Raw genomic sequence first — 16,180 nt, forward strand, 5'->3', positions numbered from 1 at the left:
AGGCGTTATGTCAGTACGTGACGATTTGCCGTCCGGAATGCTGATATGTCGGTCGAGACCTTCGGCCCGACCGGCGGACGGTGCTGATCGTCCGGAAATATCCGCTCTGACCTGGGTGTGGCTATACCTGGCGTTTGCTGTGCATAGTTGATGATCGTCATGTGATCGACAGGCGATCGTTCCTCGTGATGGGGCTGATAGCGGGAGTGCCAGGGGTGCCACCTCTGAGCGCTCCCTACGGCGAGCCCTTCACGCTCGGAGTCGCCTGCGGCGATCCGTCGCCCGACGGCTTCGTCCTGTGGACCCGCCTCGCTCCCGTGCCGCTCGCCGAGGACGGCCACGGCGGCATGCCGCCGGTGCCCGTCCCGGTGTACTGGGAGGTCGCCACCGACCCCGCCTGCGCCCGCGTGGTCCGGCGCGGCAGCGAGGACGCCGTGCACGAATGGGCCCACACCGTGCACGCCGAGGTCGGCGGGCTGGAGCCGGGCCGCGAGTACTGGTACCGCTTCAAGGCCGGCCCCTACATCTCGCCCATCGGCCGCGCGGTGACCGCCCCCGCCCCCGGCTCGCCGGTCGCGGTGCTCACCCTCGCGGTGACCTCGTGCGCCAACTACCAGCACGGGCACTTCACCGCCTACACCAGGGTCGCGCAGGAGCACCCGCACCTGGTCCTGCACCTCGGCGACTACATCTACGAGCACGGCAAGGGAGAGGCGCCGTGCCCCGGCGGCAACGTGCGCGAGCACGAGGGCGCCGAGGCCACCAGCCTGACCGACTACCGGCGCAGGCACGCCCTCTACAAGACCGACCCCGACCTGCGCGCCGCCCACGCGGCGGCGCCCTGGGTGCCGATCATGGACGACCACGAGGTCCGCAACAACTGGACGAGCCTGCTGTCGGCCGCGAGGCGCGAAGCCGCGTTCCGCGCCTACTACGAGCACATGCCGCTGCGCCGCGCCTCCATCCCCAAGGGCCCGGTGATCCGCCTGTACCGCCGCCTGCGCTGGGGAAGCCTCGCCACCTTGCACCTGCTGGACACCCGCCAGTACCGCGACCGCCCCGTGTGCGGGACCGGCTTCAAGGAGTGCCCGGAGTCGGAGGCGCCCGACCGGACGATCACCGGAACCGAGCAGGAGCGGTGGCTGCTAGAGGGGTTCCGCGAGTCCAAGGCGCAGTGGGACATCATCGGCCAGCAGGTCTTCTTCGGCCAGCGGACCAAGTACCCGGGGCCGGAGAAGGTCGTGCGGCAGGACGCCTGGGACGGCTACTCGGGATCGCGCACCAGGGTCACCCGCGGCTGGCTCGACGCCGGCGTGCGCAACGCCATCGTCCTGACCGGCGACGTGCACTCTCACTGGGCCGGCGACCTGGCCCTGGACTACGACGACGAGGACTCACCCCTGGTCGGCACCGAACTGGCCGTGACCTCGGTCACCAGCGGCGGCGACGGCCACGACCACGACCACGCCAGGGACGCGCTGCTCGACACCAACCCCCACCTGCAGTTCCACCTGCGGCGGCGCGGCTACCTGCTGCTGAGGGTGGAGCCCACCTCGGTCAGGGCCGACTTCAAGATCTTGCGGCGCGTGAGCACCCCCGGCGCCCCCGCCCTGACCGCCGCCGGCTTCACCGTCGCCGACCGGCTCCCCGGCCTGGTCCGCCAGACCTGACCCGGCGGCCCCGCCCCGCCGCCCCCGCCGTGCCGCGCTCCGCTCCTGCGCCCGCTCCGCCGGGAAGTCCGGCCCCGTTTGGGACGTTGTTCCACTTGGCCGTACGCTTCGGCGGTCGGCAGTCGACATCAGAACGCCCAGCGGCGGACCAGGTGGGAGGAAGACCGGTGACCTCAGCGCCGAAGATCGGCGTGCTCGCCCTCCAGGGCGACGTGCGTGAACACGTCCGCGCCCTGGAAACGGCCGGCGCGAGGGCGGTGACCGTGCGCCGCCCGGCCGAACTGGAGGCGGTGGACGCGCTGGTCGTCCCCGGCGGCGAGTCCACGACCATGTGGAAGCTCGCCGAGGCGTTCGAACTGCTCGAACCATTGCGCATGCGCATCAAGTCCGGCATGCCGACCTACGGCTCCTGCGCCGGCATGATCATGCTGGCCGACCGCATCGAGGGCGGCATCGAGGGCCAGCAGACGATCGGCGGCATCGACATGGTGGTGCGTCGCAACGCCTTCGGCCGCCAGGTCGACTCCTTTGAGGCATCCTTGGACTTCGCGGGACGCGGTCTCATGCGCGCCGTCTTCATCCGGGCCCCCTGGGTCGAGTCGGTCGGCGCGGATGTCGAGGTGCTGGGACTGGCCGAGCCTGGGGATAGGATCGTCGCGGTCCGGCAGGGACCTCTGCTCGCGACGTCCTTCCATCCCGAGCTGACCGGGGACACGCGGGTTCATTCGTATTTTGTCGAGATGGTGAGGGAGCTCTAGCCGATGTCCGGCCACTCCAAATGGGCGACGACGAAGCACAAGAAGGCCGTGATCGACGCCAAGCGCGGCAAGCTCTTCGCGAAGCTCATCAAGAACATCGAGGTGGCGGCCCGTACCGGTGGTCCTGACCCGGACGGCAACCCGACGCTGTACGACGCCATCCAGAAGGCGCGCAAGAGCTCGGTGCCCGTCGACAACATCGAGCGCGCCCGCAAGCGCGGCGGCGGCCTCGAGGCGGGCGGCGCCGAGTACCAGACCATCATGTACGAGGGCTACGGGCCCAGCGGCGTCGCGGTGCTCGTCGAGTGCCTCACCGACAACCGCAACCGCGCCGCGTCGGAGGTCCGCGTCGCGATGACGCGCAACGGCGGCTCCATGGCCGACCCCGGCTCGGTGTCCTACATGTTCAACCGCAAGGGCGTCGTCATCGTCCCCAAGGGCGCTCTCACCGAGGACGACGTGCTGGTCGCCGTCCTGGAGGCCGGCGCCGAGGAGGTCAACGACCTCGGCGAGTCCTTCGAGGTCGTCTCCGAGGCGGGCGACCTCGTCCCGGTCCGCAAGGCCCTGCAGGACGCCGGCATCGACTACGACTCGGCCGAGAGCAGCTTCATGCCGACGCTCAGCGTCCCCCTCGAAGAGGACGCGGCCCGCAAGGTCTTCCGCCTCATCGACGCCCTGGAGGACAGCGACGACGTCCAGAACGTCTACGCCAACTTCGACGTCTCCGACGACGTCCTCGCCAAACTGGACTGATCACCTCGGGCCGGGATGTCCGGGCCCCGCGGCGTCGGCTTCGTCCTGCGGAGCCGAGCCGTCGCGGGGCGCGCGCGTGGCGTCGCCCGCCCTCTGGGGGCCCATGGGCGTCCTGCGGGCCGAAATGGTTCGACCTGGTCGAAGCGGGGCCATAGGTTGAGCGGTTGTGGAACTTCGTGATCTGACGGTGGGCGACCTCGACGCCGTGCTCGACAACCGCAAACGCGCGTTCGGCCCCATTCCGGCGAGCAGCGCCGAACAATGGCGCGCCATGGTGACCCCCTCGCTGGCCGAGGGGCGCTACCTCGGCGTCTTCGACGGCCGCCGGCTCATGGCCACCAGCCGGATCATCCGCTTCGACCAGTGGTGGCACGGCCGGCCCATCTCGATGGGCGGGGTCGCGAGCGTCACCGTCGCCCCCGAGGACCGCGGCCGCGGGGTGGGCCGCTCCCTCATGCAGGCCACCATCGAGCGCTGCGCCGACTTCGGCCACGCGATCTCGGCGCTCTATCCCGCCACCACGCCGCTGTACCGCGGCGCCGGCTACGAGCACGCCGGCGCCCGCAACCGCCTCACGGTGCCCACCGAGTCCCTCCGCGGGCTCGCCGCCCGCGACGGCGGCGTCAAGCTGCGCCGGATGGGCCCGGACGACGCCCCCGAACTGCTCGCCACGCTGGCGCGCGTCTACGCCGCGACGCGCGCCTCGGGGCCCTTGGGCTGGGAGGAGGCCGCTGCCCGGCGCTGGCTGGCCGACGACGACGACTTCGCCTACCTCGCCGACGACGGTTTCGTCCTCTACCGCTGGCACGACGGGAACATCGACGTGGACAACCTGGTGGCCGGGTCCGAGGCGACGGCCAGGGCGCTGTGGTCCCTGGTCGGCACGGCCTCGTCGGTCGCCACCACGGTGACGGCCAGCGTCGAGCCCGACGACCCGATGCTGTGGCTGCTGCGCGAGCGCTCCTCCGACGCCGTCAAGCAGAAGCGCTGGATGTTCCGCCTCATCGACCTGCCGGCGGCCGTCGCCGGCCGCGGCTACCCGGCCGGGGTCGACCTCGACACCGTCGTCGTGGTGGACGACCCGCGGCGCGCGGCCAACTCCGGGGGCTGGCGGCTGCGCGTCCGCGACGGCGCGGGCACGGCCACCGCCGTCCGGGGCCCCGCCGGGGACGCCGCGGCCCGCCTCACCATCGGCGGCATGTCCGCCCTGTTCGCCGGCGTCCAGACCAGCGCGCTGCGCCGCGCGGGGCTGCTCACCGGTGGCACTCCGGCCGGCGACGACCGGCTGGGCGCGGTCTTCGCGGCCAAGCCCTACATGATCGACTACTTCTGATCCCCTGACCCGGCCGGTGCGCCGGTGCGTGCGCGGCGCCCGCGATCCCGGTACAGTTCCCCCGAACAGGTGTTCGGCGATGTTGGAGGCATGCGGGTGCGGCTGCCGGAACTGCGGGTGCTGGGGGTCGATCCCGGGCTGACCCGCTGCGGCCTCGGCGCCGTCGAGGGGCGCGCGGGCGCCCCTCTGTCGCTGGTCAAGGTGGGCGTGGCGCGCACCCCGGCGCAGGACGACATCGGCGCCCGGCTGGTGGCCATCGAGGCCGAGATCGAGCGGTGGCTCGACGAGGTCCGGCCGGACGCCGTCGCGGTCGAGCGGGTCTTCAGCCAGAGCAACCTGCGCACCGTGATGGGCACCGCCCAGGCGTCGGCCGTGGCGATCGTCTGCGCCGCCCGCCGCGGGCTCCCCGTCGCCCTGCACACGCCCTCAGAGGTCAAGGCCGCCATCACCGGGTTCGGCAACGCCGACAAGGCCCAGGTCGGCGCCATGGTCACCCGACTGCTCCGCCTGGACGCCATGCCCAAGCCCGCGGACGCCGCGGACGCGCTCGCCCTGGCCATCTGCCACATCTGGCGCGGCGGCACCCAGAACCGCCTCGCCGAGGCGGTCGCCAAGGCCAGGGCCGGCGCCCGCCCGCCGGCGGCGAGCCCGCGCGGCGCCAGGGGCGCCGTGGCGCGGCCTCCGGTCCTCCCCGCGAAAGGAGCGGACACGTGATCGCCTCGGTCTCCGGTCGCGTCGCCGCGATCGCCCCCGACTCGGCCGTGGTCGAGGTGGGCGGTGTCGGCGTCCTGGTCTTCTGCACGCCGGGCACGCTCGCGGGGCTGCGGGCGGGTGAGCAGGCCCGGCTGGCCACCTCGCTGGTCGTCCGCGAAGAGTCGCTCACCCTCTACGGGTTCGCCTCCGACGACGAGCGCGTGGTCTTCGAGATGCTGCAGACCGCGTCGGGCGTCGGCCCCCGGCTCGCGCTGGCGATGCTGGCCGTCCACGCGCCGAACGTCCTGCGCGTCGCCGTGGCCTCGGCCGACGTCAAGGCGCTCACCATGGTGCCCGGCATCGGGCAGAAGGGCGCGCAGCGCATCATCCTTGAGCTCAAGGACAAGCTGGGCACTCCCGACGAGGCCGTCGCCGCCGCGCTCAACGGCAAGGCCGGACGGCCCGCCTGGCGCGAGCAGGTGCACTCGGGGCTGGTCGGGCTCGGCTACTCCGCCAAGGACGCCGACGAGGCGATCGCCGTGGTGTCTCCCGAGGCCGACGCCGACCTGGCCGCGGGCCGCACGCCCGCGGTCGCCGCCCTGCTGAAGGCCGCCCTGCGGGCATTGAGCGTCCGATGAGCCGCGACCATGTGACGGAGGCCGTTCGATGAGCATGGGGCGCGACCTGGTGTCGCCGGACGCCGAGGGAGACGAGCAGGCCATCGAGTCGGCGCTGCGGCCCAAGCGGCTCGGCGAGTTCATCGGCCAGGGGCGGGTGCGCGAGCAGCTCTCCTTGGTGCTCGAAGGCGCGCTGCGCCGCAACCGGCCGCCCGACCACGTCCTCATGAGCGGCTCGCCCGGCCTCGGCAAGACCACCCTCGCCATGATCATCGCGGCCGAGCTCGGCATGCCCCTGCGGCTGACCTCCGGGCCCGCCCTCGAGCGGGCCGGCGACCTCGCGGCGATCCTTTCCACCTTGTCCGAGGGCGAGGTGCTGTTCATCGACGAGATCCACCGCATGGCCCGCCCCGCCGAAGAGATGCTCTACCTGGCCATGGAGGACTTCCGGGTCGACATCGTGGTCGGCAAGGGGCCGGGGGCCACGGCCATCCCGCTGGAGATCGCGCCCTTCACGCTGGTGGGCGCCACGACGCGCGCGGGCCTGCTGCCCGCCCCCCTGCGCGACAGGTTCGGCTTCGTCGCCCACATGGACTTCTACGACGTGGCCGAGCTCGAGCAGGTGCTGCGCCGCTCCTCGCGCCTGCTCGCGCTGGACCTGCCCGACGAGGGCGCGCACGAGATCGCCCGCAGGTCCAGGGGCACGCCCCGCATCGCCAACCGCCTGCTGAGGCGGGTCCGCGACTTCGCCGAGGTCCGCACCGACGGCGTGATCACCAGGGACATCGCCTCGGCCGCGCTCAACCTGTACGAGGTCGACGCCGAAGGGCTCGACCGGCTCGACCGCGCCGTCCTCGGCGCGTTGCTGCGCAAGTTCGGCGGCGGTCCCGTTGGACTGTCGACGCTGGCCGTGTCGGTGGGGGAGGAGCCCGAGACCGTGGAGGTCGTCGCCGAGCCCTTCCTGGTGCGCCAGGGGCTCATCGCCCGCACGCCGCGCGGGCGGGTGGCCACGGCCTCCGCCTGGACGCACCTGGGGATGACCCCTCCGCCGGACGCGTTCGGCGCGGCGGCCCAGCGCGCCCTGTTCGACGACCCCGGCCGCACGCCCTGATCGGGCGGGCCCCGCCTCGACGTCCCGGCCGGCGTGCTCCACCTCGGCCTTCTCACCTGCGAGGCTTCGCGCGGATGCGGCTCGTGCCGCCTGCGGGGGGACCGGAGGGCCGCCGGGCCCGGCGTCTTGACCGGCGTCTTGACTGGGATCTTCGGCCCCTCGGGGAGATGTGCTGGTTTATGGGGTGGTCTGCCAGCTCGTCCGGGCCGCTCGCAGTGGCTGCGGGGCCAGGGGTGAAAGTTTCAAGCACGTCGTATCCGCCGGTCACAGATCGGTGACAACGGGAACTTTCCAGCGTGCCGGAGCGTGGGTTCGTTGCCGGGCTTTGACAAGCTCGCCTAAACTCCGTGGCTTGGCTGGCTGTGTACGCTGACATGATCAGTGTGGGCCGTGCCGATCGTCGCCAGACCTCCGGCGCCAGGCCGGTCAATCTTTAATCGGAAGGAAGCCCCGTGCAGGGCCTTGGATCGTTCGTGCCACTGATCTTGCTGGTCGTGGTGTTCTACTTCCTGCTCATCCGCCCGCAGCGCAAGCGGCAGCAGGAGCAGGCGCAAATGCAGAACAATGTGACGCCGGGCACCCGTGTGATGACCACGACCGGCCTGTTCGCGACCGTCATCGCCGTCGAGGACGACGACGTGGTCCTGGAGATCGCGCCCGGCGTCGAGACTCGCTGGGTCAAGGCCTCCATCGGCCGCGTGCTCGTCCCGGTCGAGGAGGAGACGGTGGACAATGGAGTCGGCGAGCCGGAGACCGTCACCGACGTGCAGCCGGCCGACGCCCCCGAGATCCGGGGGGACGAGGGCTCGACCGACAAGAAGTCCTGAGTAGGCTCACCGCAAACCCCTTGACGAAAGAACTGACCACCAGTGGCCCCAACGACCAGTAGCCAGAGTAAGCCGGGACGCGTGCTCCTGGCGCTCCTGGTACTCATCCTCGCCATGGGCGGGGTGATGGCCCTGCAGAAGGCATTCGTGCCCAAGTTCGGCCTCGACCTCGCCGGCGGCACCACGGTGACGCTGTCCCCGGTCACGGAGACGGGCGCGGCTCCCTCGCAAGAGAGCCTCGACCTGGCCGTCAACATCATCCGCGACCGGGTGAACGGCACGGGCATCTCCGACGCCGAGGTCGCCAAGTCGGGTGACAACATCATCATCTCCGTCCCCGGCGCCGGGCAGAAGGAGGTCGTCGGGCTTCTGGGCACCACGGCCGAGCTTCGCTTCCGTCAAGTGCTCGCGGTCGCCCCGGCGGTCATCCCGCCGAGCCCGCTGCCGACCGCGCCCGCGACGCCGGCGCCCTCCGGCACGGGCACTCCCAAGCCCGGCGAGAGCGGCAAGCCGTCCTCGACCGCCAAGCCCGCGTCCACGGCCAAGCCCGCGACGAGCGCCACGCCGGCCGGGCGCGCGCTGTCGTCGGCGCTGACCGCCCCGACCCCGGCTCCTTCCGCTTCCGGCACCGGCAAGGCCGAGTCGAGCGCCAAGGCGACTCCGGCCCCGAGCGCCTCGGCCCCTTCGGGCCAGCCGACCGCGCAGCCCCCCGACGACCCGATGGCGGGCGTCGACCTCACCGGCGTCGACCCGGCCGTGGCCGAGCAGTTCAAGAAGCTCGACTGCACCAAGAAGGACCGCGGCCAGGGCGTCCAGGACAACCCCGACAAGCAGCTCGCGGCCTGCAGCGCCGAGGGCGACGCGCGGTACGTCCTTGAGAAGGCGGCGGTGAAGGGCACCGAGGTGTCCGGCGCCACCTCCGGCGTCGACTCCACCACCGGCGAGTGGATCGTCTCGGTCAACTTCAAGAGCAAGGGCGCCAGCGAGTTCGCCAAGGTCACCGGCCAGATCACCAGCGCCCCGCAGCCGCGCAACCAGCTCGCCATGGTGCTGGACGGCCTGGTCATCTCGGCCCCGGTCATCGAAGAGCCCATCCCCGGCGGCCAGGCCCGCATCTCCGGCAGCTTCACCCAGAAGACCGCCACCGACCTGGCCAACCAGCTCAAGTACGGCGCGCTGCCGCTGAAGTTCAAGCAGAGCTCGATCGAGGAGGTCTCCGGCTCGCTCGGGGCCGACCAGCTCAGGGGCGGCCTGCTCGCGGGCGCCATCGGCCTGGTCCTCGTGGTGCTCTACTCGCTGCTGTACTACCGGGGCCTCGGCCTCGTCGCGGTGGCGAGCCTGGTGGTGGCGACCATCCTGACGTACTGCACCGTGGCCATCCTCGGCCACAACGCGAACTTCCGGCTGTCGCTCGCGCACGTCATCGGCCTCATCGTCTCGATCGGCATCACCGCCGACTCCTTCATCGTCTACTTCGAACGCATGCGGGACGAGATGAAGGAAGGCAGACGGTCGCTGCGGGTGGCGGTCGAGGTCGCCTGGGTCCGTGCCCGTCGCACGATCCTCATCGCCGACGCGGTGATGTTCATCGCCGCCGTGGTGCTGTTCTTCCTGGCGGTCGGCGGCGTCGCCGGGTTCGCCTTCGCGATGGGCCTGACCACGCTGATCGACATCGCCGTGGTCTTCCTGTTCACCAAGCCGTTCGTCGCCCTGCTGGCCAAGCTCCCGTTCTTCGCCAAGGGGCACAAGCTTTCGGGCCTCGACGCCGAGCGCATGAGCCGTGAGGCGCCTGCGGCCCGTACGACCGTTCCGCAGGAGGGCTGATGTCGACCATCGGTGCGCTCGGGCGCCGTCTGTACCGCGGCGAGGTCAACGTCGACTTCGTCGGCCGGTACAAGCTCTGGACGGCCCTTTCCGGGTTCCTTCTGCTGATCTCCATCCTCGGGCTGGTCCTTCAGGGGCTCAACCTCGGCATCGAGTTCAAGGGCGGCTCGGTGTTCAACTTCGACAAGACGGCCTCGTCGTCCATCGAGGTGGTCCGCGACACCGTCGAGGCCGCCGGCGGCCATCAGGTGATCGTGCAGGAGGCCGGCCCGCGCTGGCGCGTCACCACCCAGAGCCTTCCGGAAGCGGGCGTGACCAAGGTCGCGGACGCCATCTCCGCGAAGTTCGGCGTCTCGGACAGGCAGATCTCCAAGCAGATCATCGGCGCCACCTGGGGCGGCGAGGTGCTCAACAAGGCCATCATCGGCCTCGCGGTCTTCATGGTCGCGATCATCCTGTACCTCACGCTGGCCTTCGAGTGGAAGATGGCGCTGGCCGCCGTGGTCGCGCTGATCCACGACCTGGTCATCACGGCCGGCATCTACGCCTGGTCCGGCTTCGAGGTCACCCCGGCGACCATGCTGGGCTTCCTGACGATCCTCGGCTATTCGCTGTACGACGCGGTCGTGGTGTTCGACATGATCAAGGAGGTCACCGCCAAGCTCGGCACGACCGCCAAGATGACCTACACCGAGGCCGCCAACAACGCGCTCAACCACACGCTGATCCGCTCCCTGAACACCTCGCTGGTGGCCATCCTGCCGGTCGCCGCGATCCTGTTCATCGGCACCACGCTGTTCGGCGCGGGCACGTTGAAGGACCTGTCGCTGGCGCTGTTCGTCGGCATGATCGTCGGTACGTACTCCTCGCTGTGCGTGGCGACGCCGCTGCTGGCCAACCTCAAGGAGCGCGAGCCGAAGTACATGGCGCTCGCCAAGCGACTGGCCGCCAACCGGGCCGCCGCCGTGAAGGACGCCGCTCCCTCCGGCAAGGCCAAGGGCAAGGAGCCCGCGGCCGCGGCCTCCACCTCCACCGGCTCCGCGAACGGGGCGGTGACCGCGAGCAAGCGCAAGAAGCGCTAGTCCGCACCCGGCATTCCCTGGCGCCCCCGTGAGCCCTCACGGGGGCGCTCGGCTGCCGGTCGCTACTATCTGGGGGCGCGTCGCCGCCGTCCGGAAGGAACCCCCTATGAGCGACCTGACAACGACGATCCTCGACCGCATCAGGGACGTGCCCGACTACCCGCGGCCGGGCGTCATGTTCAAGGACATCACGCCGCTGCTCGGCGACCACGCGGCGTTCTCCTCGGTGATCGACGCGCTGGCCGACGGCCTCGCGGTCGACAAGATCGTCGGCATCGAGGCCCGCGGCTTCATCCTGGCGGCCCCGGTGGCCTACCGCGTCGGCGCGGGGTTTGTGCCTGTCCGGAAAAAGGGCAAACTCCCTGCCGAGGCGCTGGAAGCGTCCTACGATCTGGAGTACGGCTCCGCCGTCATCGAAGTGCACAGCGACGCCTTCAGCCCGGGCGACCGCGTGCTCATCGTCGATGACGTGCTCGCGACGGGCGGCACCGCCCAGGCGACGGTGGAGCTGATCAGCAGAGCAGGCGCCCAGGTCGTCGGCGTGTCCGTGCTGATGGAACTCGCCTTCCTCAACGGTCGTGACCGCCTGGCGGGCGTCGACCTGCGAGCCCTCGTGGTGGTCTGATCGGCTCCTCCGCGAGGCCGGCGTTCCCAGCGTGGATACACTGGAGGATCTGGACTCGACGTGAGGAGTCTGAGTGCCCCGTGATGTGGCCTTGCCCGAAGTGACCGACACCCCTGAGCCGGTTTCCGCGCCCGCGGACGATACGGGTTTAGCCACGTCCGCAGGCACGGACGACAAGCCGGCGCCTGCCGCGCGCCGCAGGCTTTCGCGGTTCGGGGGGCAATGGGGTGGCGCGATGAATCCGGTTCTGGAACCGCTGTTCAAGACGGTCCGCGCCACGCATCCGAAGGCGGACCTTCGCCTGATCGAGCGTGCCTACGATGTGGCCGCCTACCACCATCGTGATCAGAAACGCAAGAGCGGCGACCCCTACATCACCCACCCGCTGGCGGTGGCGACGATCCTGGCCGAGCTCGGCACCGACGACGAGACCCTGTGCGCGGCGCTGCTCCACGACACCGTGGAGGACACCGCCTACGGCCTGGACGAGCTGAGCGCCGACTTCGGCGAGAGCATCGCGCTGCTGGTCGACGGCGTCACCAAGCTCGACAAGGTCAAGTTCGGCGACGCCGCCCAGGCCGAGACCGTGCGCAAGATGGTCGTCGCGATGTCCCGCGACATCCGCGTGCTGGTCATCAAGCTCGCCGACCGCCTGCACAACATGCGCACCCTGCGCTACCTGCCCCGCCACAAGCAGGAGCAGAAGGCCCGCGAGACGCTGGAGATCTTCGCGCCGCTGGCCCACCGGCTCGGCATGAACACCATCAAGTGGGAGCTGGAGGATCTCGCGTTCGGCATGCTCTACCCCAAGCGGTACGACGAGATCGCCCGCATGGTGTCCGAGCGCGCTCCCCGTCGAGACCTGTTCCTGCAGGAGGTCATCGAGAAGGTCTCGGCCGACCTGCGAGAGGCCAAGATCCGCGCGGCGGTCAAGGGCAGGCCCAAGCACTACTACTCGATCTACCAGAAGATGATCGCGCGCGAGGTGGCGTTCGACGACATCTACGACCTGGTGGGCATCCGCGTGCTGGTGGACACGGTGCGTGACTGCTACGCCGCGCTCGGAACGATCCACGCGCGCTGGAACCCGGTCCCGGGCCGGTTCAAAGACTACATCGCGATGCCCAAGTTCAACATGTACCAGTCGCTGCACACGACGGTCATCGGGCCCGAGGGCAAGCCGGTCGAGCTGCAGATCCGCACCCGCGCGATGCACCACCGCGCCGAGTACGGCGTCGCGGCCCACTGGAAGTACAAAGAAGAGATGGGCGTCTCCGGCGCGGCCGGGGCGCGGGTCAAGCAGGCCGGTGACATGGCCTGGCTGCGGCAGCTCCTCGACTGGCAGAAGGAGACCTCCGACCCGGGCGAGTTCCTGGAGTCGCTGCGGTTCGACCTGTCGGTGTCGGAGGTGTTCGTCTTCACGCCGCGCGGCCAGGTGATCGCGCTGCCCGAAGGGGCCACGCCGGTCGACTTCGCCTACGCCGTGCACACCGAGGTGGGCCACCGCTGCATCGGCGCCCGGGTGAACGGCCGCCTGGTGCCGCTGGAATCGCGGCTGAGCAACGGCGACGCCGTCGAGATCTTCACATCGAAGTCCCCCGACGCCGGCCCGTCCCGCGACTGGCTGAAGTTCGTCAAGAGCGGCCGGGCGCGCAACAAGATCCGCCAGTGGTTCTCCAAGGAGCGCCGCGAGACGGCGATCGAGGCCGGCAAGGAGGCCATCGGCCGGGCCATGCGCAAGCAGGGCCTGCCGTTGCAGCGCCTGATGTCCGGAGAGAGCCTCCTGGCCCTCGCCAGGGACCTTCGCTACCCCGATGTCTCGGCGCTGTACGCGGCGGTCGGAGAAGGCCACACAGGCGCGCAGTCGGTGGTCGACAAGCTCGTCCAGGCCCTCGGGGGAGTGGACGCCGCCGAGGAGGACATCGCCGAGGCGGCCGTCCCCACGAAGATGCGGGGCCGCCCGCGCACCGGCACCAACGCCGGCGTCATCGTGGCGGGCGACTCCGACGTGTGGGTGCGGCTCTCACGCTGCTGCACGCCGGTGCCCGGCGACGACATCGTGGGCTTCGTGACCCGGGGGCACGGGGTGTCGGTGCACCGCACCAACTGCCCCAACATCGAGCAGCTGCGGACCGAGCCCGACCGGCTGGTCGAGGTGAGCTGGTCGCCCGGCGACGACTCGGTGTTCCTGGTGGCGATCCAGGTGGAGGCCCTGGACCGGCCGCGCCTGCTGTCGGACGTCACGCGCATGCTGTCCGACCAGCACGTCAACATCCTGTCGGCGTCGGTGACGACCTCGCGCGACCGCACCGCGGTCAGCAAGTTCACCTTCGAGATGGGCGACCCCAAGCACCTGGGCCACGTGCTGAAGGCCGTGCGCAACATCCAGGGCGTCTACGACGTCTACCGCGTCACCAACTGACGGTGCCCCCCGCCGCGCAACGCGCGCGGCAGGGGGCACCGGCCCGGCCCGCGAGAGCCGGCTCAGCGGAAGCGGCTCGCGAGAGCCGGTCGGGGGAATCGGCTCAGCGGAACCGGCTCAGGAGAACTCGGCGAGGGTGCGCTCGGCCTCCTCCAGCCACGAGCGGCGGGCGGCGATGGCCTCCTCGGCCTCCTTGACGTCCTTGTCCTTGCCCGCGGCGGACGCCTTGGCGAGGCGCCCTTCGAGCTGCTCGATGGACCTGCGGAGCTGGTCGACGGTGTTCTGCGCCCGTGCGCGCGCCTCGGGGTTGGACCGCTTCCACTCGGTCTCCTCGGCCTTGCGCACGGCCTCGTCGATGCGGCGCAGGCCGCCCTCGAGCTTGTCCCGCGACTCCCGTGGCACCGGGCCGACGGCCTCCCAGCGCTCCAGCACGGCGCGCAGCGCGCCGCGCGCGGCCCGGGCGTCGGTCACCGGCAGGATGCGCTCGGCGTCGGCGAGGATGCGCTCCTTGGCCTCGGCGTTCTCCCGGAGCGAGGCGTCGCGTTCGGCGAACACCGCCGAGCGGGCCTGGAAGAACTGGTCCTGGGCGCCCTTGAAGCGCGTCCACAGCTCGTCCTCGGCCTCGCGCGAGGCGCGGCCGGCGTTCTTCCACTGCCGCATGAGCTCGCGGTAGGCCGAGGCGGTCTCACCCCAGTCGGTCGAGGTGGCCAGCTGTTCGGCCTCGGCGACGATGCGATCTTTGATGCTGCGCACCGACTCGCGCTGCTCGTCCAGCCCGGCGAAGTAGGACTTGCGCCGCTTGGCGAACGCCGTGCGGGCGGCCGACAGCCGCTTCCACAGGGCCGCCTCGGTCACCCGGTCGATGCGCTCGGCGGCCTTCCACTCTTCGACGAGCTGGCGCAGCCGCTCACCGCCGGACTTCCAGTGAGTGGTGTCCTCGGCGATGCGCTCGGCCTCGGCGACGATGCGCTCTTTGATCTCCCGCGACTGGGCGCGTGCCTGGTCGCGGGCGGCCTTGACCTCCTCGCGGCGCTTGCCCACCAGCTCGCTCAGCGCGGCCAGGCGGCCCTCCAGGGCGCCGAGATCGCCGACCGCGTGCGCCTCCGCGATCGACTCGCGCAACTTGACGATCGTCGCCTCCGCTTGCGCGGGGGGCAGGTCGGTGCCGCGGAGCCGCTGCTCCAGCAGTTCCACCTGGGTCGCCAGCTCGTCGTATTTGCGATGGAAGTAGGCGAGGGCCTCTTCCGGTTCACCGGCCTGCCAGGACCCGACGGCCCGTTCTCCCTCGGCCGTACGAACGTAGACGGTGCCGTCGTCGTCTACCCGGCCCCACGGGTCGGTGCTCACCGTGTCCTCCCGCACTCGAATCAGCCTCCAGGACGCCGTGCGTCCTTGGTTGTATTACGTCAGCTCTTGCCAGAGATTGTCACGTGTTTGAATTCGACCGGGTCCTTCGGAGCTCCCGAGCCGTCGCCCATGCCTCCGGGCAGCACACCCTTCTTGCTCACATCGTCGAGGATTTCGAGCCCCTTTGTGACGGTACCGAATGGTGTGTACTCCGCGGGGAGCTGCAGGTCACCGAGGATGATGAAGAACTGGCTGCCCGTGCTGCCGGGCGCCTGGCTCTTGGCCATGGCGACCACCCCGCGGGTGTACTTGGCGCCGGAGAGGTTCTCCTCGGCCAGGCGGTAGCCCGGCCCGCCCTGGCCGTCGGTCTGGCTCTTGCCGTCGGCCTTGGCCAGCGGGTCGCCGCACTGCAGCATCGGGAAGCTCGCCGGCCCCATGCGGTGGCACTTCGAGCCGTCGAAGTACTTCTTCTTGGCCAGGAACGCCATGGAGTTGACCGTGCAGGGCGCCTTGTCGGTGGCGAGGGCCACCACGAGGTCGCCGTGGTTGGTGCTGATGGTCATCGTCTTGGCGGACTTGTCCGGCTTGGCCGGCGGCATGCCGACGTTCTTCGCCGGGGCGCCGTTGGTGTCGGCGACGTAGTCACAGGTGTTGGTGGCCGCGTCGTAAGGCTTGGGCCCCGCCGCCGCCGCGGAGGGCGCCGCGGAGGGCGCGGCCGAAGGGGTCGCCGTCGCTGCCTGAGGGTCGGGGCCGGAGCCTCCGACCAGCGCGACGGCCGCGAAGATGCCGCCGACCACCAAGAGAACGCCCACGCTGGTGGCGATGATCGCCAGCTGCTTCTGCTTGGCCTGCCGCTTGGCGCGCCGCTCGACCTGCCGTTGGTAATGCTCTCGTGCCAGCTGCTTTTGACGTTCCTTGCCGGTCGCCACCGCTGTGCCCTCCCGACTGTCCGAGTTGATCCTGTTTGGTCGCCTCACTGGACGACCGCCACCTTTATGGAGTGGGCGAATCGTATCGGCCCACGGGTAATGGTTCGCAGCCCGGCGACCCGCACCGGTACCCTTCGGTTACATTCCCATCCGCTTTCCTTGACGAGATCGATCACACCGAGGACCGCT

The 16,180-nt window shown here is 70.7% G+C and carries 14 protein-coding genes; 12 read left to right on the forward strand and 2 right to left on the reverse strand.

Annotated elements, in window-relative coordinates:
- The first annotated feature begins 161 nt into the window (after nt 1-161).
- From ACFO60_RS21945 to ACFO60_RS22000, 12 genes are all read left to right on the forward strand, one after another.
- Nucleotides 162-1,670 carry an alkaline phosphatase D family protein gene (locus tag ACFO60_RS21945; RefSeq protein WP_380842919.1) on the forward strand — a complete coding sequence of 503 codons (1,509 nt, stop codon included), beginning with the start codon at nt 162-164 and terminating at the stop codon, nt 1,668-1,670.
- Between the two features lie 167 nt (nt 1,671-1,837).
- Entirely contained in the window at nt 1,838-2,428 is a 591-nt protein-coding gene (pdxT, locus tag ACFO60_RS21950; RefSeq protein WP_380842921.1) for a pyridoxal 5'-phosphate synthase glutaminase subunit PdxT, read from the forward strand.
- Between the two features lie 3 nt (nt 2,429-2,431).
- Nucleotides 2,432-3,181 (forward strand): YebC/PmpR family DNA-binding transcriptional regulator, encoded by a 750-nt coding sequence (locus ACFO60_RS21955; RefSeq protein WP_380842923.1) that lies wholly within the window; start codon nt 2,432-2,434, stop codon nt 3,179-3,181.
- A 166-nt stretch (nt 3,182-3,347) separates the two neighbouring features.
- Complete coding sequence (locus ACFO60_RS21960) at nt 3,348-4,514, forward strand: GNAT family N-acetyltransferase (protein ID WP_380842925.1); 1,167 nt, start codon at nt 3,348-3,350, stop codon at nt 4,512-4,514.
- Nucleotides 4,515-4,625: 111 nt separating this feature from the next.
- Entirely contained in the window at nt 4,626-5,228 is a 603-nt protein-coding gene (gene ruvC / locus ACFO60_RS21965) for a crossover junction endodeoxyribonuclease RuvC (RefSeq protein WP_380843002.1), read from the forward strand.
- Nucleotides 5,225-5,845, forward strand: coding sequence for a Holliday junction branch migration protein RuvA (gene ruvA, locus ACFO60_RS21970; RefSeq protein WP_380842927.1), 621 nt, complete (start codon nt 5,225-5,227; stop codon nt 5,843-5,845). Before ruvC ends, ruvA begins: the two co-directional genes overlap by 4 nt.
- A gap of 28 nt (nt 5,846-5,873) precedes the next feature.
- The gene (ruvB, locus tag ACFO60_RS21975) at nt 5,874-6,935 is read left to right on the forward strand and encodes a Holliday junction branch migration DNA helicase RuvB (RefSeq protein WP_380842929.1); all 1,062 of its coding nucleotides are present in this window, start codon (nt 5,874-5,876) and stop codon (nt 6,933-6,935) included.
- Nucleotides 6,936-7,408: 473 nt separating this feature from the next.
- On the forward strand, nt 7,409-7,762 hold the full coding sequence (yajC, locus tag ACFO60_RS21980; RefSeq protein WP_380842931.1) for a preprotein translocase subunit YajC: 354 nt from the start codon (nt 7,409-7,411) through the stop codon (nt 7,760-7,762).
- An 81-nt stretch (nt 7,763-7,843) separates the two neighbouring features.
- On the forward strand, nt 7,844-9,586 hold the full coding sequence (secD, locus tag ACFO60_RS21985; protein ID WP_380842932.1) for a protein translocase subunit SecD: 1,743 nt from the start codon (nt 7,844-7,846) through the stop codon (nt 9,584-9,586).
- Nucleotides 9,586-10,668, forward strand: a complete 1,083-nt coding sequence (gene secF, locus ACFO60_RS21990) for a protein translocase subunit SecF (RefSeq protein WP_380842934.1) — start codon at nt 9,586-9,588, stop codon at nt 10,666-10,668. The genes secD and secF overlap by 1 nt, the downstream gene beginning before the upstream one ends.
- A gap of 106 nt (nt 10,669-10,774) precedes the next feature.
- Nucleotides 10,775-11,293: an adenine phosphoribosyltransferase gene (locus ACFO60_RS21995; protein WP_380842936.1), complete on the forward strand. Its 519-nt coding sequence runs from the start codon at nt 10,775-10,777 to the stop codon at nt 11,291-11,293.
- A gap of 235 nt (nt 11,294-11,528) precedes the next feature.
- Nucleotides 11,529-13,715 carry a RelA/SpoT family protein gene (locus ACFO60_RS22000; RefSeq protein WP_380842938.1) on the forward strand — a complete coding sequence of 729 codons (2,187 nt, stop codon included), beginning with the start codon at nt 11,529-11,531 and terminating at the stop codon, nt 13,713-13,715.
- 117 nt (nt 13,716-13,832) lie between these two features.
- Here the strand turns inward: ACFO60_RS22000 and ACFO60_RS22005 are convergent, their stop codons facing one another.
- Together ACFO60_RS22005 and ACFO60_RS22010 are read right to left on the reverse strand one after the other, a co-directional pair.
- Entirely contained in the window at nt 13,833-15,062 is a 1,230-nt protein-coding gene (locus tag ACFO60_RS22005) for a DUF349 domain-containing protein (protein ID WP_380842940.1), read from the reverse strand.
- A 59-nt stretch (nt 15,063-15,121) separates the two neighbouring features.
- Nucleotides 15,122-15,991, reverse strand: coding sequence for a peptidylprolyl isomerase (locus ACFO60_RS22010; protein ID WP_380842942.1), 870 nt, complete (start codon nt 15,989-15,991; stop codon nt 15,122-15,124).
- Nucleotides 15,992-16,180 lie beyond the last annotated feature (189 nt).

Origin of the sequence: Sphaerisporangium dianthi (assembly GCF_042654065.1) — a bacterium.
In the GTDB taxonomy this organism is placed as follows: Bacteria; Actinomycetota; Actinomycetes; order Streptosporangiales; family Streptosporangiaceae; genus Sphaerisporangium; species Sphaerisporangium dianthi.